The following is a 22750-nucleotide window of genomic DNA, read 5'->3' on the forward strand; positions in this document are numbered from 1 at the left end:
ATATTAATTACGTGACTGATTCGTCAGTCACTGTAGTCATCTCTTCCTACCCTCCTTCTTACAGGGCGCCTTTATGACGCCCTTTTTTTTGCCTATTAGCGCCATTTGTTTGACGATAAAGTCATATTATTGACGTTTTCGACAATGACTTGACGCAATTTAGATTTAATCTAACCTTGTTCAGGGGCATACCTCCCGCTTCGCCCTACGTTGGGTGGCAGACGCCCAAACGACAAATTGCGCGTATGATGATCCGAAACCAACCCGCAGACCAACATCCCTAGCAGAAGGAGAACAACATGCCATCCGTGCTCATTCCCCTGGCCCAGGGCTGCGAAGAACTCGAGGCCGTCACCATCATCGACTTATTGCGCCGCGCCCAATTTACTGTGGTCAGCGCAGGACTAGAGGAAGGTTCCGTGAAAGGAAGCCGGGGAACCGTGCTCGTGCCTGACATGACGCTGGATAAGGCGCTGAAACAGCAGTACGACATGGTTGCCCTGCCCGGGGGACAACCCGGCAGCGACAACCTGGAACGTGACCCAAGAATCCAAACCCTGCTCCGTGACATGGCTAAGGCCAGCAAATATACGGCGGCCATCTGCGCCGCCCCCAAAGTTTTGGCCAGTGCCGGCCTGCTTGAAGGCAAGAAGGCCACCAGCTTTCCTGGCGTACTCGACAAGATAAAAGTGCATGGCATGACCTTCATTGACGCGCCAGTGATCATCGACGGCAAGGTCGTCACCTCCCGCGGCCCGGGTACGGCGATGGATTTTGCGTTAACGTTGATAGAGCTATTGGGCGGAAAGGCATTGCGGGATCATGTGGAAGGACCGTTGCAACGGCCTAAATAAGTTCAAGGGGCGATTCATGAATCGCCCCTACTTGTTTCGTGGCTTAACCTTGGCCAGAGCCTCGAGAGAATCCAGCAGTTCCAGCACGGGTCGCTGACATTGCTTTGGCAGAGCTTGCCAGCGCTTGGCCAAATTCCTGGCAGTGGGTGTCAGACTATCGTAGTCACCAGATTCTTCTCTGACACCCACCTCGCCGCGGAGCAATTGCCCTGCATCCCATCCGAACAGCGCGGCCACATCCGCCAAGCGGCGGCTGGGAACCCCGCGGCTACGCCAATGATTATAGGTCTGGGTACTAATTTCCAGCCGCTGACAAAAGTCGCTCTTGCTCCACCCTCTAGGCTCAAGCGCTTGCTCAATTTTCAGAATCAGCGGGTCAACTTTCATAAACATAAAGTTTACTCCGCTGCAGCCAACCGGCAACAAACAATTTGTTTGACTGTAACAAACTATTCGTTTATTCTATTTGAATGGATGCATTGACTAGAGCGATTGCAATCATCGGGGGACAGAACATCGTGGCACAAAGACTCGGCCTCAAATCAGCCATGGCGGTATCACAGTGGAAAAAGCGCGGCGTACCCGCTGAACACATCCTAAAACTTTGCAACATGACAGACTGGTCAATTACCCCGCATGAACTCGCGCCCGCCCTATACCCGCATCCCTCTGACGGCATACCAGAGCACCGGCGCAACAAGATGAATACCGAATCAATGACAACCTTCGACTAACATGCAGCGCTCCATGGAACATCACCTCACGGACACTCTGACGGAAAGTCGTTACAAGGACGTCCTGATCCAGGCCAAGTCCTTGCTCGCGCTCACCGAACAATTGGTTCAAAATCCATATCTACTGAAAACCCAGGGTGAAACAATACTTGCCCTTTCTCTCGTTATCCATGATCTCCAGTGCCTCGTTACCACCATCGACAATGCACTTGAAGCGACACCCTGTAACCCGGAATAAACCTGCGCCACTAAACCTTGACCAATCCACGACTAACATAGCGGTGATCAATGCGACCGCGCCACCACACGCACACCATCACGCACTTGATCGTCGGGATGGACGATAACGCGATCACCTTCATTAACACCGGAGAGAATTTGCGCGCTCAAGCCATTGCGTTGACCGACTTGTACCACGCGTTTCACTGCTTTGTCTTGCTGCACCTGGAACAGCGCCCAGCCGTCGCCCTCGCGGAATAACGCACTGGCCGGTACTTGTAAGACATTATTGTCTTGCCACAAGACAAAGCTGGCTTCGACGCGGTAACCGTCGCCCAGTGGCTGCCACTGCGTGGCGGGTGAGGTGAAGCTGACGATGACCCACACCCGTTGCTCCTCCACGCCCAGCGCCGATACCTTGGTGAAACCGGCTGGCTCTACCAAACGCACTGAACCTTCCAGTGCGCCGTCGCCACCCCAGCGCTCAAACTCCACTTTGGTTCCAGGACCGAGGCGCACGGCATCCGCCGACAGCACATCGACCTCGACTTCCAACGCGCTGGGGTCGCCGATTTCCATCAGTGCCTGCCCCGCCGCCACTACGCCCTCGCTCTTGCGTGGAATCTTGAGTACGCGTCCTGCCACGGGGGCACGAATGATGATTGGCTCCCTGGCATTAGTCGCAGCCGGTTCGGCAGCGTAACGCAAAGCAGTTTTCGCGGCTTCCATTTCGTAACGTGCGGTATCGACGGCGAATTGGGCGGAACGTAATTGCGACGCACTGCGCTCGGCTTCCGCCACTGCACGGTCTTCAGCATCTGCGGTGAGATGCCCCTGTGCTCGCAGGGCTTGTATCCGCGCCAATTCCTTTTGCGCCAGATCAGCAATCACACTCGCGGCGTGGGCGTTCTGCTCGGCGGCACTGACCGTGGCGCGGGCGGCGGCAACCATGGCTTCAGCCTCAGAACGGCGGCGTGGGTCCAAGACCTCGGCACGCTGCGGTTCGAGGCGCACCAAGCTAGCGCCCTGCTGTACCGTGCTGCCCACGTCGAGATCAATACGCCGCGCATAAGCGGCCACCGGTGACGCAATCACGTAACGATCGACCACGCGAGTTCTGCCCTCCTGCTCGATGGTGACACGCAACGGCCCGCGTATCGCAACACCCACATCGACAGCGACAGGCTGGGGGCGAAAACCGTAGAACAGTCCGATGCCGATCAGCACTGCGATCACCGCCAGCAATATATGTCTACGCCATAGCACCCTATTGTTCATAGCCTCACTCCGCAGTTTTGAGTACAGCGATAAGATCCAGTTGATCCAGCCGCCGCCGCACAATCAATCCTGACAATGCGGCAGAGATCAGCACCACCGTCACGGCAAAGGCATACGTCGCCGGAGCCAGCACGACAGGCACCCGAAACAGATCATTTTGCATATTGTGGGCGATGAAATAACACATCCAATTGCCTAACCATAGACCGAGCGGGATGGCGATGATCGTCAAGATACCCAACTCACCGAGGAGTATGTAAGAAATCTCGGCGCGGGTTAAACCCAGCACGCGCAGACTGGCCAGTTCGCGACTGCGCTCGGTAAGGGCGATGCGGGCACTATTATAGACCACGCCGAAGGCGATGATGACAGCGAAGAAGGTGGCAACATAGGTGAAGAAGAGCATCGTTTCTTCCATCACACGATTGAAGTTACGGATCTCTTGCATCCGTTCGGCAACGCCAGCCACGCGCGGCATGCCTTTGAGTTGAGTGAACAGTTGCTGCAGGCGCGCGCTGTCCACGCTGAGATAGGCGCCCGAGATCGTCGGCCCTTCACGCATGAAACGATTCAAGGCGGCGAGATCCATGTACGCGGAAACACCCATGTACTCTTTCACCAACCCCACGACGGTAGTTTCGCGTATTGGTCGATTACCTTCCAGAACCTCGACTACCAGGCGGTCGCCGGGATGAACATCCAACAGCTTGCCGAGATAATCGGTGAGCATAATGCCGTCCGCGGGCAAGGCGACGGGATGTAATTCCGCATCGAGCAGGCGCTGGATATCGCCGTCCGGCTCTACGCCACGAACCCCAGTGCGATAACTGCGGTGACCGTGACGCAGGCGTACCGGTACTGCACGAAACACCTCGACATGTTGCACACCCGTCAGGCTCGCCAAATCGAAGCGGGCGCGATACGCCGTCGGGTCGGTAAAGGTGACGGAGAGATCCTCGCGTTGCGACATGCCATATTGGACACGTACCATGTAACCCACCGTGTCCCGCTGAAACAGACCAGTAAGAATAACGCCGCAGGCCAACGCAATGCCCAACGTCGTCAACAGCGATTTCAGCGGCCGACGCTGAATGTGACGAATGATCATGCGCGCCGGCTGCGATAACCAACGTTTAAGCCCCATTTTTTCGACCCAGGTCTCGCGGTAGCGCGGCGGCGGCTCCGGCCGCATCGCCTGCGCCGGTCGTAATCTGGCGGCGTGCCAGACAGCAAACACGGTGCCTGCGGCGGCGGCCAGCAAACTCGCTACAGTGGCCTCAATCACTGTTGCGGGCGGCAAACTGAATTTCAAATACGGGAAGTGATAAAACTCCATATAGAGCGCGGAAAGTTTCTGCCCCAGCCACACACCCAATGCAATACCGGTAACGATACCGGCGCCGACAATCACCGACACCAGATTGAGATAATGCCCCAACACTGCGTAGTTGCTGTAGCCAAAGGCCTTAAGCGTGGCGATCTGTTCACGCTGCATCGCCACCATGCGACCGATAACGACGTTGAGCAGAAACGCGGCGATCCCCATGAACATGCCGGGAAATAAACTGGCCAGCGTACCGAGCTGCTGAAACTCTTCGGACAGAAAACGGTGCGAGCGTTGATCTTTACGTGCATAGGCACCCAGTCCGCCATAAGATTTGAGTCGCTCGTCGATGTGATCGATCACGGATTGTTCATCGGCACCGGGACGCAGACTCAACGCCATATCGTTGAAGGCGGATTCCAGGTCATAGGCCTGCCCCAGGGCACGACGCCCCATCCACATCACGCCGTAACGCTTGTAATCAGGAAACACCGAGCCTGGACGCAGTTGCTGCACAAATTCCGGTGACAGAGCGGTGCCGACCAAGGTCAACGTCTGACGGCGGCCGTTGATGATGGCGTCAAAATGATCCCCGAGTTTCAGCTTGTGTGCCTGTGCGAACGGCGAACTCACCACCACTTCATTGCTGGTATTCGGTGCCGGCAAACGCCCCTCGCGCAGATAGAGCGCGTTTAATCCCTGTTGACCGCTGTCGGGCAGCGATACCATCAGCGCGGTCACCGACTCGTTAAACTCCGGCATCTCCAGGCGTACCTGGGCCACGACGCGCGTCTCGACTTGATCCACACCCGAAATATCGAGCATGCGCTGACGCAACACTTCCGGCGCGCGTTTCAAGGAGACGAATACCTCAGCGAAACGATATTCACGGTAATAGCTGTCGCGTGACCCGCGCAATGCATCGAGCGTGGTAAGAAACATGATGTAAGTGCCGACACCGCTCATCACCACCAGGGCAATCGCCAGGGCTTGGCCCCGCATCTGCCACAAGTCGCGCCATAATTTGCGATTCAATGCGCGCATCGTCTCACCAACGCAACTCGGCCGCTGCTTTCTTTTGCGTGTTGTGTTCGATGCGCGACACCTGGCCATCGCTTAAATACACCACCCGGTCGGCCATAGCGGCGATCACGGCGTTGTGAGTGATGATCGCCGTAGTAGTGCCGAGCTCGCGATTGACCCGCGCGATCACGTCCAACACCAACACACCAGTCTGCGCATCCAGGGCGCCGGTGGGCTCATCGCACAATAATACCTGCGGTTGTTTCGCTACGGCGCGCGCAATGGCGACGCGTTGTTGCTCACCGCCCGACATCTGCACCGGAAAATGGTCCATGCGTTGAGACAATCCGACGAGGGCCAGCGCCCCTTCCGGCGTCATTGGGTTATCCGCAATCTCGGTAACCAGTGCGACATTTTCGCGCGCGGTAAGACTGGGGATGAGGTTGTAAAATTGAAACACGAAGCCGACGTGCTCGCGGCGATAACGCGTCAGCGCTGCATCGTCGTAAACGCTGAGGTCATGGTCGCCATAACGCACCGTGCCGCTGCTGGGCGTATCCAGACCGCCGAGGATATTGAGCAGCGTCGACTTGCCGCTGCCGGAGGGTCCCAACAACACCACGAATTCACCGGGATACAACGCCAAATCCACACCACGCAGGGCTTTCACCAGCACTTCGCCCATCTGGTAATCTTTGGTGAGTCCGCGCGCATCAAAAACGGGGCGTGTTGGCGGTGCAGCCTGCTGTTCCTCATTCATCATTGCATCCGTTCGATATTATTTATCTATCGATATAGAGATAATTCACTGAACGCGTTGACTATTTTTCAGTTTTTTTCGCGTTTATTTAATTATAGACGGGCAAGAGAGGTTGTGACGAGAAACTCAGTCATAATAGCTACCACCAACCTAGGAATGGATAACATTCATTTTAGAAAGGTGGAGGACGAGATAATTGCAGTCAGAGGTACGCTAAGGAGCCTCTGATTAATTTATTGAAGCAGGTCGGCGGCGTTGCAAATAAACATATCGAACCGCCTTCTGACAAGTTTAGCGCCGCTTCTGCGGATTTATTATCAATCCCTATCCTCAGGAGGCCAGTAGGACATCAGAATCATCACTGCAAGCCCCCCTAACAACCAGGTAAGCAACGGTGCATCACCCAGCATCTTGGGCGCAAAACCATCGAGCCCCAGCACTACCGCTGCGGCGACAATCAAACCGGCGGCAATGATGGCGGCAAAGTTGCGTTGATGTGCCTGTTTAAGTTCACGTCGCAATTTGATTAGCTCTTCTGAATTCCATTTTAGTTCCAGCTTGCCCTGTTCGGCACGTTGGGCGATCTCGAAAATCAGCCCTGGCAATTGCGGCAACTGTTCGGCCCACTGCGGCAGACTCGTCTTGAGATTGCGCCACAAGGCACGGACGCCTACTTGCTCGCTCATCCATAGCTCAAGGAACGGCTTAGCGGTCTTCCACAAATCGAGATCGGGATAAAGTTGGCGGCCGAGACCTTCGACATTAAGCAAGGTTTTTTGCAGCAAGACCAGCTGCGGTTGCACTTCCATATTGAACCGGCGTGCAGTCTGGAACAGACGCAACAGGAGAAAGCCGAACGAAATATCTTTTAATGGTCGCTCGAAGATCGGCTCACAGACGGTGCGGATCGCCGATTCAAATTCATCGACGCGCGTCCCGGCAGGCACCCAACCGGACTCGACATGCAGCTCCGCCACGCGGCGATAATCGCGATTAAAAAATGCGAGAAAGTTTTCCGCCAGATAACGCTGGTCACGCGGGTTTAAAGTGCCCACAATCCCAAAATCCACCGCCAGATACTTCCCCTCGGGTGAAGCGAATATATTGCCCGGATGCATGTCGGCATGGAAAAAATTATGGCGGAACACCTGGGTGAAAAATATCTCCACGCCACGCTCGGCCAGGTGCTTGAGGTCGACACCGCGCCGCTTCAGTTCTTCCACATTGCCAATTGGAATTCCTTCGATGCGCTCCATCACCATGACATTGCGGCGACAATGAGGCCAATAGACATCCGGAATGTAGAGCATGGGCGAATCCTGAAAATTACGCCGCAATTGTGAGGCATTGGCGGTTTCGCGCATCAGATCGAGTTCGTCGAGAATAGTCTTTTCGTACTCGGCAACGACGGCATGCGGCCGCAAACGGCGCGCATCTTTCCAGTACCGCGTCGCCAGATCGGCGATGATATACAGCAATCCGACATCACGCTGAATGATCTTCTTGATCCCGGGACGCACCACCTTGACCACGACCCGCTTGCCATCGAGCAAGGTTGCCGTATGCACCTGGGCAATCGAGGCCGAGGCCAATGGCTGCTCATCAAACGCTGAAAAAACATCGGTTAACGGCTTGCGATAGGCCTTCTCTATAATCTCACGTGCCAGACTGCCTGCAAACGGCGAAACACGGTCCTGAAGACGCGCCAATTCGTCAGCAATATCATCGGGCAACAAATCGCGACGCGTGGATAAGATCTGGCCGAACTTAACAAACAGCGGCCCGAGATCTTCCAATGCTCGCCGAATGCGCACTGCACGCGAGTCTTCGGGGCGACGGAACCAGTGCGGCGGCCAGACGTAAAGCAGAAAACGAAACGGGCGAAATAAATGGGTGGCAAAGACAATCTCATCAAGCCCGTGCTTGACTAGCACCCAGTTGATATACAGCAATCGTAAAAACTGACCGGGACGGATCATACCCCCATCTTCCCACTATGCTGAGCGACAAATTCGCGCAGCCGTTTTACCCGCTGCTCAAGACGATCACTGTCCAGACGCAGGGCATCGACCTGCTCAAGAAACTCTTTCATTTCCAAGGGCGCGACCAAATCACGGCTTTCGTGCTGGAAATATTCAGCGACATCGCGTTCAACGGTATCGACCGCCTGCTTATGCCAACGCTGCGCGCCACGAAACAGATTGCCGACCTGATGGGCAATCACATCGCCCGTCAGTTTCGACAATTGCTCTTCCCAATCCAGATCGAGACCATCGAGGATGGATTGCACGCGCCGACCAAGATCAACATCACCTTCAATACTCACGCCATCACCAAACAGTGACGAAGGATGCTTGCTGGTACTCAACCGCAATAGACTCACCGGCCCGCCACGCAAGGTGACATCCGGCACACCTTCAAACACGGACTGTACACGCAAGCCATTGGCCGTCGGCACCAGATAAAATTGAATTTCAAGACCGGAAATGACAACGGCGATGACCTTCCCTTCCAGCATCGTCACTTTGCGCAACGACTCGGCATCCAGCCGCAAACATTGATCAAGGGCCTTTTCAAGCACTGCTGCAGCAAACAGGGGCAACACTTTCAGTTCCTTATTAGAATTTGTAACCACGATGCAGGGCAACGATGCCGCCGCTGAGATTGAAAAATTCGCATTTTTCAAACCCCGCCTTTTCCATCATCGTTTTTAATTCCTGCTGCCCTGGATGCATGCGAATGGATTCGGCGAGATAACGATAACTCGCTTCATCGTCCGCAATAAGCTTCCCCATCAAAGGCAACAGCTTGAATGAATAGGCATCATAGATGGGCGCCAAGCCCGGCGCTACGGGTTTGGAAAATTCCAGCACCAGCAAGCGGCCGCCCGGCTTGAGCACGCGATAAATCGAACGCAGTGCGGCATCCTTGTCGGTTACGTTGCGCAACCCAAAGGCAATGGTCACGCAATCGAAATTATCATCGGCAAACGGCAACGACTCGGCATTGGCCAACGTGTATTCAACATTACCAACCACGCCTTTATTCACCAATCGCGCCCGGCCACGACCTAACATTGCCGCATTGATATCAGAAGCCACCACCAGCCCGCGTGCGCCGACTCGCTCCGCCAACTGCAAGGCCAGATCACCGGTACCAGAAGCCAGATCCAGCGCATGCTGACCAGGACGCAAACCGGTCATTTCGATAGCGAAGCGCTTCCACAAACGATGAACACCCAGCGACATGACGTCGTTCATGACATCATATTTGTCGGCGACGGAGTCGAACACCGCTCGCACCCGCTGTACCTTTTCTTCCAGCGGCACCTGCTCAAAACCGAAGTGCGTCGTTTTATGCTGCTCGCTCATATCCGTTCCTTGTCATGCGGTTGATGAAACGCGGAATGATCATGCCCTGCCTCACGCAGCCGATTCAGATATTCCTGCCACAACTCCTGCTGATGTTTACCCAGGTTATACAGCGTATCCCAGGAGTAGAGCCCGGAGTTGTGGCCATCATCAAAATAAATTTTGACCGCGTAATTACCCACCGGCTCTATTGCAATGATATTGACGGCTTCCTTGCCGACCTGCAACACCTCTTGCCCAGCACCATGACCACGCACCTCGGCCGAAGGCGAAAAAACACGCAGATATTCGCAAGGCAATTTATAGATATTGCCATCATCAAAAACGACTTCCAGCACATGCGATTTCTGGTGCAGACAAATATCGGTAGGACGTGGCGCCATTATCGTTTCCTGAGCTAGAGAATGTAGCGACTCAAATCGTCATCGCTTGCCAATTCGCTGAGATATTTATCCACATACGCGGCATCGATAACAAGCGTGGTTCCCGAACGATCGGGCGCCTCAAACGAAATCGTTTCCAGCAGCCGTTCCAACACTGTATGCAAACGACGTGCGCCGATGTTTTCGGTGCGCTCGTTGACCTGCCAAGCCACTTCCGCCAAGCGGGCAATGCCGTCGGCGGCAAACTCAATCTTGACACCTTCCGTGGCCAACAAGGCAGCATATTGCTCGGTCAGTGATGCGTCGGGTTCGGTAAGGATTCGGACAAAATCGTCAACGGTCAATGCTTCCAGCTCCACACGAATCGGCAACCGGCCTTGCAACTCCGGCACCAGATCGGAAGGCTTGGACAAATGAAACGCCCCCGAGGCGATAAACAGGATGTGATCCGTACGGACGATGCCATGCTTGGTAGTCACGGTGCAGCCTTCCACCAGCGGCAACAAATCACGCTGCACACCCTCACGCGACACATCTGCGCCGCTGAACTCACCGCGCTTGGCGATTTTGTCGATCTCGTCGATAAAGACTATGCCGTTCTGCTCGACATTTTGCAGTGCCTTGGCCTTGATTTCTTCTTCGTTCACCAGCTTAGCGGCTTCTTCATCCACCAGTAGTTTATATGCCTCATTTACCGGCAGCTTGCGACGCTGCATGCGGCCGCTACCTAAATTCTGAAACAGGCTTTGCAACTGCGAGCTCATATCTTCCATGCCGGGCGGCGCCATGATCTCCACGCCGGCCACGGGTGTACTCAATTCAATTTCGATGACCTTGCCGTCAAGTTCGCCCTCGCGCAATTTCTTGCGAAACATCTGCCGCGTCGACGATGAACGCTCTTCAGGTTCATTGGCGAAACCCACACCACGCGCCGGCGGCAGTAAAATATCGAGGATTCGCTCTTCAGCCGCCTCTTCGGCGCGATATTGCACATCTTTCTTGGCCGACTCGCGCCGCATTTTGATGGACACATCGACCAGATCGCGAATGATCGATTCGACATCACGACCGACATAACCGACTTCGGTAAACTTGGTCGCCTCGACTTTAATAAATGGCGCATTGGCCAATTTAGCCAGGCGACGCGCGATCTCGGTTTTACCGACACCGGTAGGACCGATCATCAGAATATTCTTGGGCGTAATCTCGTTGCGCAAACTGCCTTCCACCTGTGACCGGCGCCAGCGATTACGCAAGGCGATAGCCACCGCGCGCTTGGCTGCGCTTTGGCCTACGATGTGTTTATCCAGTTCCTGAACAATTTCTCTTGGAGTCATTGCCGACATAATTCAAAACCTTTCGTTGCGACCTAACCCTTGGTCGCCAATTCTTCGATAACGATATTGTGGTTGGTATAAACGCAAATATCGGCCGCAATCGCCAGACTACGCTCAACAATCGTGCGCGCGTCCAGTTCGGTATTTTGCATCAGCGCTTGCGCCGCCGCCTGGGCATAAGGGCCGCCGGAACCAATGGCCATGAAGTCATGTTCCGGTTCGATGACGTCGCCATTACCGGTGATGATCAATGAGGCACTGGCATCCGCCACCGCCAGCAATGCCTCCAGACGCCGCAGCATGCGATCCGTGCGCCAATCTTTGGCCAGCTCGACCGCCGAGCGCACCAGATTACCGGAATGTTTTTCCAGCTTACCTTCAAATCGTTCAAACAGCGTGAAGGCGTCGGCCGTGCCTCCGGCGAATCCGGCGATCACGCGATCACCGTAGAGGCGACGCACCTTGCGGGCATTACCCTTCATCACCGTATTGCCCATCGACACCTGACCATCGCCGCCAATCACGACCTTGCCCGCCCGGCGCACCGCCAGGATCGTGGTCCCATGGAATTGCTCCATGCCAAAACTCCTTACCCGGAAACTAAAAAGAGAAAGCGGGTTATTGTACACCAACCCCTTGCTGGATATTCCCCTGTTCGGGACCGACCACCCGATTCCGTCCCCCATGCTTGGCGACATACATGCGCTGATCGGCTTGATCGACCAACACCGACAGACCGATCACCGGCGGCAGTGCGGCAACACCGCAACTAAAGGTCGAGAAAAACGCTTGGTCTTGAGTATGATGCTCGATGGCGGCAAAGCACTGGCGTAATTGATCCATAACCTTAACCGCCGACTCAACCGGCGTATCGGGCATGATAACCGCAATTTCCTCGCCCCCATAACGGCCAACAATATCGACTGACCGTAATCGCTCTTGCAGCAACCGCGCCAGGCTTTTAATCACTCGATCACCCATGGCGTGACCATAGGTATCATTCACATTTTTAAAATGATCGATATCGATCATGGCAAAACTAAGGGGATGTCCGTGGCGTATACTTCGGCCCATTTCACTGCGCAGACGCTCCATCAAGGTACTGTGATTCAACAAGCCAGTAAGACTGTCGCGCACCATCAAGGCACGGATCATGCGGTAGCGCGCGGCACGTATTGACACCACCGTCATCATATCTTCATCGGTAATCGACTTGGTAAGAAAATCATCGCCACCAAGCCGCATCGCCTCCAATTGCAGATCACGATCCGTCTCTGCCGATAAAAACACAATCGGCACGCCCATATAGCCCGGTTGCTGCCGGATCACTTTAGTCAACTCCATGCCACTGCAATCGGGCATGTGCATATCCATCAAGATCAGCTCGGGGGAAAAATCGGTCAGCGCATCCATCACCGCCATCGAATCACTGACCACCCGCGTTTTCATTCCGACCCGCCGCAACAACAACGCATGATATTGCGCCTGCTCAGGGACATCATCAACCACCAACACCCGGAACGGGTCTTCAATCTTGCGCGGCGACATCAGCGCATCAATGGCATCCACCACCGCTTCTATCCGCAATGGCTTGGTGAAATACGCCTGACCTCCCGCACGTACCGCAGACAAACGCGTCTTGAACTCGGCACTCGATGAGATAAAAATCACCGGCGGCAGATCGGGCATTATTTTCTGCAAATCCAACACCAATGTAATACCTGCCACTTCACCTTCCGGCAACATAACATTGGCAATGATGAGCGCGGGCAGTTGCTCCTGCACCGCTGCGCGCAGGGCTTGCGTCGAAGCAAAGCCTTTTACCGTGTAGCCAAAGTGTTCGATTTGGAGGATCAGAGGTTCGCGCAACTCGTCATCATCATCGAGAAGATAGAGCAGACGATTCGGTGTCTTACCTGTCAATTCTTTTAGAGTTACAGGCTTACTCTCAGCGGCCGCCGAATCGGACTGCATCGACTGCGCCCGCGCAATCTCTTGCGCCACGGCAGCCAGTTGTTGCCGCAACAAATTGATATCGGCATGCGTCGGGGGCATATTTGTCAGGACGTGCGCCTTGAGTGCCTGCTCCAACTCCCGCGCCACCTGACTCAGGTTGGGAAGGCCATAGGTCGCCCCGGAGCCGGTAAAATTGTGCGCCAAGCGGTGGGCCGTCGCTAAATCCGTTGTTTTCTCGCTGTTCAACCAGCGCTGGAGCATGTCTTGCAGTTCGGCCAGACGCTTCGGCAACTGCTCGACAAAATTGCGCCGCAACAGCGCCAGCTGGGCCTGAAATTCACCTTCCGTTGGCAAGGGAAATCCTCTCTAAAAACGATAAATTACGATACTAGACCTGGTTTGGATATCGACCTAAGGCCAGATCGCCATTACCCCTCAAGAATCTCTGATTTATGCCGTTTATATATTTAAGGGTTTATCGTGGCCACGGCAGGCGATTTCAACTTTGAAATACGGTGTCGGCCATGAAAATTGTCAGCAGCAGTATTCAACTCCATAACCAGCATCAGACCCAGGAAACCGAGATCGAGCGCGAACATTTGCGCGCCTGGATTGATCGCCCTGGCAACACCCCGAACCAACCAGCGCCCACAGCCACACGCATAACCAGCGCCAACGATCAGGTTACCTTGTCCGCCCAGGCACAGTCCATCCAGCCGGTAAAACAGCAAAGTGAACTCGACACCGAAGATGCGCATCACGACCCCGTTGCCGATACCAAATTGCAAGCCCTGATTACCTTTGTCGAGCATGTCACCGGCAAACGTATCAAATTATTCGACCCTAGCGAATTACAGGACCCCAAAGACGCGCCTACACCTGAAATTCAAGACCCAAAACATGCACAGCCGCCGCGTCAGGGTTGGGGCGTGGAATATGATTATTATCATGCGCACACCGAAGAAGAGCAGATGCGGTTTCAAGCTGACGGCATAGTCAAAACCGCCGACGGCAAGGAAATCGGCATCGCACTCGAACTTAATCTCAGCCGTCGTTTTGTTGAAGAACAAAACATCAATCTCCGCGCCGGTGATGCCACGCGCAAACTAAAGGACCCACTGGTACTGAATTTCAATGGCAACGCTGCTGAACTGACCGAACACACATTTCGCTTCGATCTTGATACCGACGGCCGCGACGAACAAGTCGCCATCCTGACCCCCAACAGCGGTTATCTGGCGCTGGATAAAAATGGCGACGGCGCCATCAACAATGGCAGCGAACTCTTTGGCGCCCAATCCGGCAATGGCTTTGCCGACCTGGCCACCTATGACGAAGACGGCAACCACTGGATTGATGAAAACGACAGCATTTATCAGCACCTGCGCATCTGGAACCGTGATGCCTCAGGCAAAGACAGCCTGATCGCCCTCGGCCAACGCGGCGTGGGGGCTGTTTATCTGGGCAATATCCGCAGTCCCTTCAACCTCACCACCGCCAATAACACCCTGCTCGGCCAAGTCGCCAGCTCCGGGATGTTTCTCTATGAACACGGCGGCGCAGGCAGCGTGCAACAACTAAATCTGGTCGTGTAAACGTTAAAAACGTAAATCGCGCGGGGCACGGCGTGCCGTGCCCCTACATTGGCGACCCCAGTTAAGATTCCCGATTAAAGGCAATTTTCAGCCTCAGCCCCAACCGGGGTATAATACGTGCCTGTAAATCAAGACTGTTCACTTAGGAGTCCCTTTTCATGTCGAAATTAGTCAAACCCCACGGTGGCGGGGACCTGAAACCTTTGTTGCTCACTGGCCAGGCCCTGGCCAACGAGAAAAAGCGCGCCGCAACCTTGCCCCAGATCCACATCAGCTCGCGCGAAGTGGGCGACCTGATCATGCTCGGCATCGGCGGCTTCACGCCGCTGAACGGCTTCATGACCCGCGCCGACTGGGAAGGCGTTTGCGACGGCATGAAAATGGCCAATGGCCTGTTCTGGCCGATCCCGATCACGCTTTCTACCGGCAAAACCACTGCCGACGGCATCAAGACCGGCAGCGATGTTGCACTAGTGGACAGCGAAACCGGCGAAATCATAGCCACCATGACGGTGACCGAAAAATACAGCATCGACAAGGCACACGAATGCGCAATGGTGTTCAAAACCACTGACAACGAACATCCCGGCGTGCAAATGGTGATGAATCAGGGCGAGGTGAATCTTGCGGGTCCGGTGAAGGTATTATCACAAGGGCGGTTCCCCATCGACTTCGCCGATGTCTACATGACGCCCGCCGAAACACGCAAACTGTTTGAAGAAAAAGGCTGGAACAGCGTTGTTGCCTTCCAGACTCGTAACCCGCTGCATCGGTCACACGAATATCTGGTCAAAATCGCCATCGAGATCTGCGACGGCGTGATGATTCACTCGCTGCTCGGCAAATTGAAGGCGGGGGATATCCCCTCCGACGTGCGCGTCAAGGCGATCAATGCCCTGGTCGAAAATTATTTCGTCAAAGATACCGTCGTCCAATCCGGATATCCGCTCGACATGCGTTATGCCGGTCCGCGCGAAGCGTTGTTGCATGCATTATTCCGGCAGAACTACGGCTGCTCGCATCTGATCGTCGGCCGCGACCACGCCGGTGTCGGCGAATACTATGGCCCGTTCGATGCGCAACACATTTTCGACGAAATTCCGGCCGATGCGCTGGAAACCAAACCGCTGAAAATCGACTGGACCTTCCATTGCTACAAGTGCGGCGGCATGGCATCAAGCCGCACCTGCCCGCACAAACCGGAAGATCGTTTGTTACTCTCCGGCACCAAGCTGCGTAAAGCGTTATCCGAAGACCAACCGGTACCGGCCGAATTTTCACGGCCCGAAGTATTGGCGATCCTGCGCGAGTACTATGCCGGTCTCGAGGCGCATGAGCGGGTTGAAGTAAAGCTCACAGGCCACTCAGCCAAATAAAAACGAAATTAAATCACCCCGCCGCAAGCGGACGGGGTACGCCAGGTGGGGCTTGCGGCACAGGGGCGATTCATGAATCGCCCCTGCCGTAAATAGCCCCTATTGAATCAACACAAACAACGCCTGATCACCGCGCCGAACATTGAGCAGGATTGCCTCGGCAGAAAGCTTCAGCGCCCGCTCCATTTCTTCGCGGCTGGTCACCCGCTGGCGATTCACTGTCACAATCAAATCATTTTGCCGCAACCCCGCTTGCCATGCGGGGCTGCCAGTCGCAACCTCAAGCAACAGCAAACCTCCGACCTGACTATTCAACTGCGAGGTTTCGGTAAGACTGCCAAACACCGCACCCTCAAAACGCCGGTTTAATCCGCGGCCTTCAAACCGCTCCTGTTTTGGCGCCTCAATTTTGGCCCGGATGCTACGCTTTTGACCCTCGCGCATGACCTGCAATTGAATTTCCGCGCCGGCACGTACCAGTCCGAGCGCATTACGAAAATCCGCCGAATCTTTGAGCGGCCGATCATTGAAGGCCACCACAACGTCGCCGACTTTCAACCCCGCCTTGTCAGCGGCAGAACTTTCTTCCACCCGTGAAATCACTACTCCCTGGCAACACGCAATGTTAAACGCTTTAGCCAACTCTGGTGTCAGGGTCTGCGCCCCTATTCCCAGTCGGCCACGGCGAATCTCGCCGAATTCGATCAACTGATTCATCAATTCGCGCGCCATGTTGATCGGGATCGCAAAACCAATGCCGACGTTACCGCCACCCGGCGCGACGATAGCGGTATTGACCCCCACCAGCTCGCCACGCAGATTGACCAAGGCACCGCCGGAGTTACCCGGATTGATCGAGGCATCAGTCTGGATAAAATCTTCGTAGCCTTCGATGCCGAGACCGCTACGCCCCAACGCCGAGACAATACCGGAGGTCACCGTCTGTCCCAGACCAAAGGGATTACCGATGGCGACCACGAAATCGCCGACGCGCAGGGTGTCGGAATTGGAAAGTGGCAGGGCACTGAGTTTTTCCGCCGGGATCTGGATCACTGCGACATCGGCTTCGGGATCGGCGCCGATCAGGGTGGCGGCAAACTCGCGGCCATCCGCCAGGGTCACCGTGATCTGCTGCGCCTTGTCGATGACATGATTATTGGTCAGCACATAACCATTGGCGGCATCGACGATCACGCCCGACCCCAGACTCTGGTTGCGGCGTGTTTGTGGCCGCTGGTCCGGCACTCCAAAAAAACGGCGGAAGACGGGATCGCGCAGCAGCGGATTATCCGGGATGCTTACCTCGCTGGAAGTGGCAATATTGACGACGGCGGGCCGAATTTTTTCAATCATCGGCGCCAACGTGGGTAAGGGCTGCCCCTGGGCATCTTGTAATGGCACGACTGCAGTCGCCGTTCCCGCCACCAACATCGCTGCCACCCATCCGCACCGCAATAGCTGTCTCACGTCCTGAATCCTCACTTTAATTTTGAACCTCATCATAATCGATGCCAGTTAGTCTGAAAATCAGGCAGTTGGTTCCCATAGGAACAAACCGCGCCGAAAGCCGTCAAAGAATAGTCATCCACAGCTCAATCCCTGAATCAGGTCTCGCAAGCCACTGAACTCAGGTTATTTTTGTTAGCTGACCAACACTATATGTAGTGTTCATACATTTTTATCCACAGGCTATCCAGAGCTTTTGCAATCCCCTTATGTCTTGTGTATTATATGTAACTTATTGAATCTCTGATATTAATTATTTTTACAAAAGTCGTTGACAATGCCGGCCCGAAAACCTAGATTTATAAGCAACCACAATATATTGTGGTCCCTGGATTTTCACGGGGGATCTGTAGTAAACCGAACCCAGGGACCTTTTGGAAGCACACATCATTAACATGGACAGAGGGAGTAGTCGTCGCATGAAGAGCGCCCAGCTGAAAGCAGTTTCCGCTGTACCCACCGAAATTACCTATCAAGCCGCATCCTTTGATATATGGGATAAAAAATACCGCCTCAAGGCCAAAAATGGTGACGTCATCGATGCCGATATCGACGGCACCTATCAGCGCGTCGCCCACGCCCTGGCCGAGGTAGAAAACACCCAGGAGCTACGCGATTACTGGCATGAGCGTTTCCTGTGGGCGTTGCGCCGTGGCGCGATCCCGGCGGGCCGCATCGTTTCCAATGCCGGCGCACTGGAACATAAACCCGCGACCTCGACCATCAACTGCACCGTTTCCGGCACCGTCACCGATTCGATGGATGACATCCTGCAAAAGGTCCATGAAGCCGGTCTGACACTGAAGGCAGGTTGCGTCGCGCCCGGTACGCTGGTTTACACCGAGCATGGCTTGGTACCGGCGGAACAGGCCGTGACGGAGAAGCACAACCAGATTCTGGCCTATGATCGCGATCTCAAGCGTTTCGAGATGCGCCGCATTGAACGGCATCTGACAACACACGTAGCGCACGATGAAAATATCGAAATCGTCAGCAACGGCGTATCGCTCAAGACCTCAATCAAACATCCGGTACTGGTACATCGCGATGGCAAACTGGTTTACGTGCGCGCCGATGGGGTTCGCGCCGACGATGCCCTGGTCCACCACACCTTTGATTGGACCGCCGATCATGACCATGCCTTGAGCGCATGGTTCGCCGGCGCCCATCTCGGCGATGGCAGCGCTTATGCCAGAACGATGAACTACAAATCCTCCCGCCAACAATGGGCCGAAAAGGCCAAGGCCTTCGGCAAACGGCTGACATTCAAGATCCGCGCCGCCGAGCGTGAAGTGGTGGAGCGTTACGCGGAATTTTTCCATGCCTTCTGCGGCAGCCAGGCCCAAACTGTCGCCGCTACAACCGCTAATAATACGCCGGTATGGGACTTTACCGTGTCCAGCTTCGAGGCCAGCCGCGCCGCCGAACTGATCGACCATCAGACCGGCAAGAAATCCTCGTCACTGCGGGTGCCGCGCTGGATCGCATCTCACCCTGAAAAATATTTCCTGCCCTTCCTTGCCGGCCTGATCGACACCGACGGCACCGTAAGCAAGGAACGCGGCTGCGTGACGATCGCCATGCAAAATGCGCGTTTCGCCGAAGAGCTAAAGGCATTATTGGGATTGTTCGGCGTACACGGCGCGATCACCATGCGCAAACCGCGTGCCCACGACTACCAGGGCCATATCATCCGCGACAACGGCGGCGCCATGCTAAAGATCAGCGATTCCGCTTTCCTCACCAAGATCGCAGAATTCATGGCTGACAGCGGCAAGAAATCCCGCATCCGGTGTCATGCCTCACAGGCGGGCCAATACGACCGTTACATCATGCCCGAAACCTTACGCAATGCGTTGCGTGAACTACAAACGACAGTCAATCATCAGGAACGGCAAGCATTAGGCTTTTATCACGGTTATCACGAAGCATCCGTCATCAGTCGCGTATGGCTCGACCGCTGGGAAGCGCGCTTCCCGCAATTAAAAGAATTAATCCTGTTCACCCGCACCTTGCGCCCCGTGGAAGCGATCAACCGCAATCTGGATCTGCCCGAGACGTTCTACGATTTCACCGTTGAACGGCACAACAATTATCTGGCCGGCAACAACGGTCTGATGGTCATCCACAACTGTGGCATCGGCTATGAATTCTCCACCCTGCGCCCGAAAGGCGCCTTCGTCGCCGGCGCCGGCGCTTACACCTCGGGCCCGCTGTCGTTCATGGATATCTACGACAAGATGTGTTTCACCGTGTCCAGCGCTGGCGGCCGCCGTGGCGCGCAAATGGCAACCTTCGATGTCAGCCACCCGGACGTGATGGACTTCATCCGCGCCAAACGTGAAGACGGGCGCCTGCGTCAGTTCAACCTCAGCCTGTTGATCACCCAGGAATTCATGGAGGCGGTGAAGAACGACGCGCAATGGCCACTGAGCTTCCCGTTGACCCAGAAAGAAGTGGGACTCGACGGCATTGACCTGACCGACGGCGAGAAAGTGGTATGGCGCGATTGGCCGACCAAGGAAAAATACGTCACCAACAGTGAAGGCCTGGTCGCCTGCAAGATTTACAAGACGATTCGCGCCCGCCGCCTGTGGGACGTGATCATGTCTTCGACTTATGATTACGCCGAACCCGGCTTCATCCTGATCGACAAGGTCAACGAGATGAACAACAATTGGTTCTGCGAAACCATTCGCGCGACGAATCCTTGCGTAACTGCCGATACCTGGGTACACACCACTCAGGGTCCGCGACAGGTTAGCGATCTCATCGGCCAGCCTTTCGTGGCATTGGTGAATGGGCAATCGCATGCCAGCGGCGCCGAGGGCTTCTTTAAGACCGCCACCAAACCGGTAGTAAAACTGCAAACCCACGAAGGTTACCAACTGCGCCTAACCGCCGATCATCGTGTGCGCCGCGTTATGGAATTTAGCCGTCACACCACTGAAACGGAGTGGTGCGAAGCAGGAAAACTTCAACCCGGCGACTATGTATTACTCAATGATCACCGCGCTGCTACTGCATGGACTGGTGAGTACAGCTATGAACAGGGTTATTTGCTCGGTCTGCTCATGGGTGATAGCACGCTCAAAACCGATAAAGCAGTCTTGTCCGTATGGAAACCGGCAGCTGTGGCCAACGGTGTTAGTGAACAATTGAGTGAGGGCCCACTGGCCGTGATGGCTGAGGCACTGCGTGCTGCACAAACATTGCCGCATCGCAGCGATTTCAACGGCTGGCAAGAAATCAGCGGGCGCAATGAATACCGTCTAAGTCTGGGCGCGCTTACACAACTCGCCGAAGAAGTCGGTATGCGGCCAGGCGACAAGCGCATCACTCCAGCCCTGGAACAAGCCTCCAGCGAATGCTACCGCGGTTTCCTGAAAGGCTTCTTCGATACCGACGGCTCAGTGCAAGGATCGCAAACCAAAGGGGTCAGCGTGCGCCTGGCTCAATCCGATCTGCCGCGACTTGAATCTGCGCAACGCATGTTGCTGCGCCTGGGCATTGCCTCCAAGCTCTATAAGAATCGTCGCACAGGGGGCGGCAGCCTCCTACCCGATGGCAAAGGCGGCTCTGCGGAATATCAGACGCAACCACAGCACGAACTCGTCATCAGCGGCGAAAACCTGCTCCAGTTCCAGCAGCTGGTTGGCTTTGCCGATACCAGCAAAGCCTCGCGCCTGGAGCAATTGCTGGGCAGTTACAAGCGTTTGCTGAATCGCGAACGTTTTGTTGCTCGCGTCGAAAGCACTATCGCTGACGGCGTTGTCGATGTGTATGACGTACAAGTCCCCGGTATCAATACCTTTGATGCGAATGGATTGCATGCCCACAATTGTGGCGAACAGCCATTACCGGCTTACGGCTCCTGTCTGCTTGGCTCGATCAACCTGACCAAGTTCGCGCGCGATCCATTCACCGACAAGGCACGTTTCGATTGGGATGAATTCCGCGAAGTGGTTGCCGTGTTCACCCGCATGCTGGACAACGTTGTTGAAATCAACGGCCTGCCGCTCGAAGGTCAGCGCAATGAAATCATGCGCAAGCGCCGTCATGGCATGGGCTATCTCGGCCTCGGCTCCACCGTCACCATGCTGCGCATGCAATACGGCGATCGCGAATCGGTGCAATTCACCGAGCGCGTCACCCGCGAACTGGCGGTACAAGGCTGGCGCACGGCGCTGGATCTGGCCAAGGAAAAAGGCCCGGCACCGATCATGGACGAAGAGTTCACCGTCGATGCCGACATGCTGCGCAAACAGCCACAGATGAAGCGCGATGGTTATAAGATCGGCGACAAGGTTAAGGGCAAGGTGTTGCACGCCAAATACAGCAATTACATGCAACGCATCGCCGAAGCCGATCCGGATCTGGTCAACGAACTGGAAAAAGTGGGCGCCCGCTTTACCCATCACAGTTCGATTGCACCGACCGGCACCATCTCGCTGTCACTGGCCAACAACGCCAGCAACGGCATTGAGCCTTCATTCGCGCATCAATATTCGCGCAACGTGATTCGTGAAGGTAAAAAATCCAAGGAAAAGGTCGACGTCTACTCCTATGAATTGTTAGCCTACCGCGAACTGGTCAACACCAAAGCCTCGCCTTACAGCGAAGAAGCGGACGCGAAGCTGCCAGACTATTTCATCACTGCCGACGACATCAAACCCAAGGCTCACGTTGATATTCAGGCCGCGGCGCAGAAATGGATCGATTCCTCGATCTCCAAAACCGCCAACGTGCCGACCGACTTCGCCTATGACGATTTCAAAGACATTTACCTCTACGCCTACGAACAAGGCTTGAAAGGCTGCACCACCTTCCGCTTCAATCCCGAGGCGTTCCAGGGCGTGCTGGTGAAAGATAAAGATCTGGAAAATACTCTTTATCGCTTCACGCTTGATGACGGCGCGACCATTGAGGTCAAGGGCAATGAAGAGATCGAATACGACGGCGAAATCCACTCCGCCGCCAATCTCTACGACGCCCTCAAGGAAGGCTATTACGGCAAATTCTAAATGTAGGGTG

At 55.1% G+C, this 22750-nt stretch carries 18 protein-coding genes; 6 read left to right on the top strand and 12 right to left on the bottom strand.

Translation table 11 applies throughout. The features are described 5' to 3' along the window. Positions 1 to 299 precede the first annotated feature (299 nt). Positions 300 to 854 (top strand): DJ-1/PfpI family protein, encoded by a 555-nt coding sequence (locus tag HY272_10085; protein MBI3773031.1) that lies wholly within the window; start codon positions 300 to 302, stop codon positions 852 to 854. 27 nt (positions 855 to 881) lie between these two features. Here the strand turns inward: HY272_10085 and HY272_10090 are convergent, their stop codons facing one another. Then, positions 882 to 1247, bottom strand: a complete 366-nt coding sequence (locus tag HY272_10090; protein MBI3773032.1) for a hypothetical protein — start codon at positions 1245 to 1247, stop codon at positions 882 to 884. A 77-nt stretch (positions 1248 to 1324) separates the two neighbouring features. Here HY272_10090 and HY272_10095 point away from each other — a divergent pair, with 77 nt between their 5' ends. Together HY272_10095 and HY272_10100 are read left to right on the top strand one after the other, a co-directional pair. Further along, positions 1325 to 1588, top strand: coding sequence for a helix-turn-helix domain-containing protein (locus HY272_10095; GenBank protein ID MBI3773033.1), 264 nt, complete (start codon positions 1325 to 1327; stop codon positions 1586 to 1588). 13 nt (positions 1589 to 1601) lie between these two features. After that, positions 1602 to 1826: a hypothetical protein gene (locus tag HY272_10100; protein ID MBI3773034.1), complete on the top strand. Its 225-nt coding sequence runs from the start codon at positions 1602 to 1604 to the stop codon at positions 1824 to 1826. Positions 1827 to 1873: 47 nt separating this feature from the next. Here HY272_10100 and HY272_10105 read toward each other — a convergent pair whose 3' ends face one another. The 10 genes from HY272_10105 to HY272_10150 all read right to left on the bottom strand — a co-directional run bounded on the left by HY272_10105 (position 1874) and on the right by HY272_10150 (position 13593). Continuing rightward, positions 1874 to 3085 carry an efflux RND transporter periplasmic adaptor subunit gene (locus HY272_10105; protein MBI3773035.1) on the bottom strand — a complete coding sequence of 404 codons (1212 nt, stop codon included), beginning with the start codon at positions 3083 to 3085 and terminating at the stop codon, positions 1874 to 1876. Positions 3086 to 3089: 4 nt separating this feature from the next. Beyond that, positions 3090 to 5453, bottom strand: a complete 2364-nt coding sequence (locus HY272_10110; GenBank protein MBI3773036.1) for an ABC transporter permease — start codon at positions 5451 to 5453, stop codon at positions 3090 to 3092. A gap of 4 nt (positions 5454 to 5457) precedes the next feature. Then, on the bottom strand, positions 5458 to 6195 hold the full coding sequence (locus HY272_10115; protein ID MBI3773037.1) for an ABC transporter ATP-binding protein: 738 nt from the start codon (positions 6193 to 6195) through the stop codon (positions 5458 to 5460). A gap of 314 nt (positions 6196 to 6509) precedes the next feature. Beyond that, complete coding sequence (gene ubiB / locus HY272_10120; GenBank protein ID MBI3773038.1) at positions 6510 to 8171, bottom strand: ubiquinone biosynthesis regulatory protein kinase UbiB; 1662 nt, start codon at positions 8169 to 8171, stop codon at positions 6510 to 6512. Further along, a complete protein-coding gene (locus HY272_10125) occupies positions 8168 to 8797 on the bottom strand; it encodes an SCP2 sterol-binding domain-containing protein (protein MBI3773039.1) in 630 nt (209 codons plus the stop codon). The genes ubiB and HY272_10125 overlap by 4 nt, the downstream gene beginning before the upstream one ends. A gap of 13 nt (positions 8798 to 8810) precedes the next feature. After that, the gene (ubiE, locus tag HY272_10130) at positions 8811 to 9563 is read right to left on the bottom strand and encodes a bifunctional demethylmenaquinone methyltransferase/2-methoxy-6-polyprenyl-1,4-benzoquinol methylase UbiE (GenBank protein MBI3773040.1); all 753 of its coding nucleotides are present in this window, start codon (positions 9561 to 9563) and stop codon (positions 8811 to 8813) included. After that, positions 9560 to 9946, bottom strand: coding sequence for a DUF971 domain-containing protein (locus HY272_10135; protein MBI3773041.1), 387 nt, complete (start codon positions 9944 to 9946; stop codon positions 9560 to 9562). Before HY272_10135 ends, ubiE begins: the two co-directional genes overlap by 4 nt. Positions 9947 to 9960: 14 nt before the next feature. Then, complete coding sequence (gene hslU, locus HY272_10140; protein MBI3773042.1) at positions 9961 to 11292, bottom strand: ATP-dependent protease ATPase subunit HslU; 1332 nt, start codon at positions 11290 to 11292, stop codon at positions 9961 to 9963. A gap of 23 nt (positions 11293 to 11315) precedes the next feature. Further along, the gene (gene hslV / locus HY272_10145) at positions 11316 to 11861 is read right to left on the bottom strand and encodes an ATP-dependent protease subunit HslV (GenBank protein ID MBI3773043.1); all 546 of its coding nucleotides are present in this window, start codon (positions 11859 to 11861) and stop codon (positions 11316 to 11318) included. Positions 11862 to 11901: 40 nt separating this feature from the next. Beyond that, positions 11902 to 13593: a diguanylate cyclase gene (locus HY272_10150; protein ID MBI3773044.1), complete on the bottom strand. Its 1692-nt coding sequence runs from the start codon at positions 13591 to 13593 to the stop codon at positions 11902 to 11904. Positions 13594 to 13763: 170 nt separating this feature from the next. On the opposite strand from HY272_10150, the gene HY272_10155 reads away from it, so the two are divergent. Beyond that, positions 13764 to 14834 carry a hypothetical protein gene (locus tag HY272_10155; protein MBI3773045.1) on the top strand — a complete coding sequence of 357 codons (1071 nt, stop codon included), beginning with the start codon at positions 13764 to 13766 and terminating at the stop codon, positions 14832 to 14834. Positions 14835 to 14992: 158 nt separating this feature from the next. Then, positions 14993 to 16210, top strand: coding sequence for a sulfate adenylyltransferase (gene sat / locus HY272_10160; GenBank protein ID MBI3773046.1), 1218 nt, complete (start codon positions 14993 to 14995; stop codon positions 16208 to 16210). Between the two features lie 99 nt (positions 16211 to 16309). Here the strand turns inward: sat and HY272_10165 are convergent, their stop codons facing one another. Further along, positions 16310 to 17710, bottom strand: a complete 1401-nt coding sequence (locus tag HY272_10165; protein ID MBI3773047.1) for a DegQ family serine endoprotease — start codon at positions 17708 to 17710, stop codon at positions 16310 to 16312. Between the two features lie 764 nt (positions 17711 to 18474). Between HY272_10165 and HY272_10170 the strand changes: the two genes are divergently transcribed. After that, positions 18475 to 22740 (top strand): hypothetical protein, encoded by a 4266-nt coding sequence (locus HY272_10170; GenBank protein ID MBI3773048.1) that lies wholly within the window; start codon positions 18475 to 18477, stop codon positions 22738 to 22740. Positions 22741 to 22750: the final 10 nt, after the last annotated feature.

The sequence above is a fragment of the Gammaproteobacteria bacterium genome (assembly GCA_016200485.1).
Taxonomy (GTDB): domain Bacteria; phylum Pseudomonadota; class Gammaproteobacteria; order Tenderiales; family Tenderiaceae; genus JACQEP01.

Bases quoted from the DNA above. Each gene is read 5' to 3' on its own strand.
- HY272_10165 (MBI3773047.1), bottom strand. From the start codon at position 17,710: ATGAGGTTCAAAATTAAAGTGAGGATTCAGGACGTGAGACAGCTATTG.
- HY272_10155 (MBI3773045.1), top strand. From the start codon at position 13,764: ATGAAAATTGTCAGCAGCAGTATTCAACTCCATAACCAGCATCAGACC.
- HY272_10090 (MBI3773032.1), bottom strand. From the start codon at position 1,247: ATGTTTATGAAAGTTGACCCGCTGATTCTGAAAATTGAGCAAGCGCTT.
- ubiB (MBI3773038.1), bottom strand. From the start codon at position 8,171: ATGATCCGTCCCGGTCAGTTTTTACGATTGCTGTATATCAACTGGGTG.
- sat (MBI3773046.1), top strand. From the start codon at position 14,993: ATGTCGAAATTAGTCAAACCCCACGGTGGCGGGGACCTGAAACCTTTG.
- hslV (MBI3773043.1), bottom strand. From the start codon at position 11,861: ATGGAGCAATTCCATGGGACCACGATCCTGGCGGTGCGCCGGGCGGGC.
- hslU (MBI3773042.1), bottom strand. From the start codon at position 11,292: ATGTCGGCAATGACTCCAAGAGAAATTGTTCAGGAACTGGATAAACAC.
- HY272_10135 (MBI3773041.1), bottom strand. From the start codon at position 9,946: ATGGCGCCACGTCCTACCGATATTTGTCTGCACCAGAAATCGCATGTG.
- HY272_10110 (MBI3773036.1), bottom strand. From the start codon at position 5,453: ATGCGCGCATTGAATCGCAAATTATGGCGCGACTTGTGGCAGATGCGG.
- HY272_10105 (MBI3773035.1), bottom strand. From the start codon at position 3,085: ATGAACAATAGGGTGCTATGGCGTAGACATATATTGCTGGCGGTGATC.
- ubiE (MBI3773040.1), bottom strand. From the start codon at position 9,563: ATGAGCGAGCAGCATAAAACGACGCACTTCGGTTTTGAGCAGGTGCCG.
- HY272_10100 (MBI3773034.1), top strand. From the start codon at position 1,602: ATGGAACATCACCTCACGGACACTCTGACGGAAAGTCGTTACAAGGAC.
- HY272_10085 (MBI3773031.1), top strand. From the start codon at position 300: ATGCCATCCGTGCTCATTCCCCTGGCCCAGGGCTGCGAAGAACTCGAG.
- HY272_10170 (MBI3773048.1), top strand. From the start codon at position 18,475: ATGGATGACATCCTGCAAAAGGTCCATGAAGCCGGTCTGACACTGAAG.
- HY272_10115 (MBI3773037.1), bottom strand. From the start codon at position 6,195: ATGATGAATGAGGAACAGCAGGCTGCACCGCCAACACGCCCCGTTTTT.
- HY272_10095 (MBI3773033.1), top strand. From the start codon at position 1,325: ATGGATGCATTGACTAGAGCGATTGCAATCATCGGGGGACAGAACATC.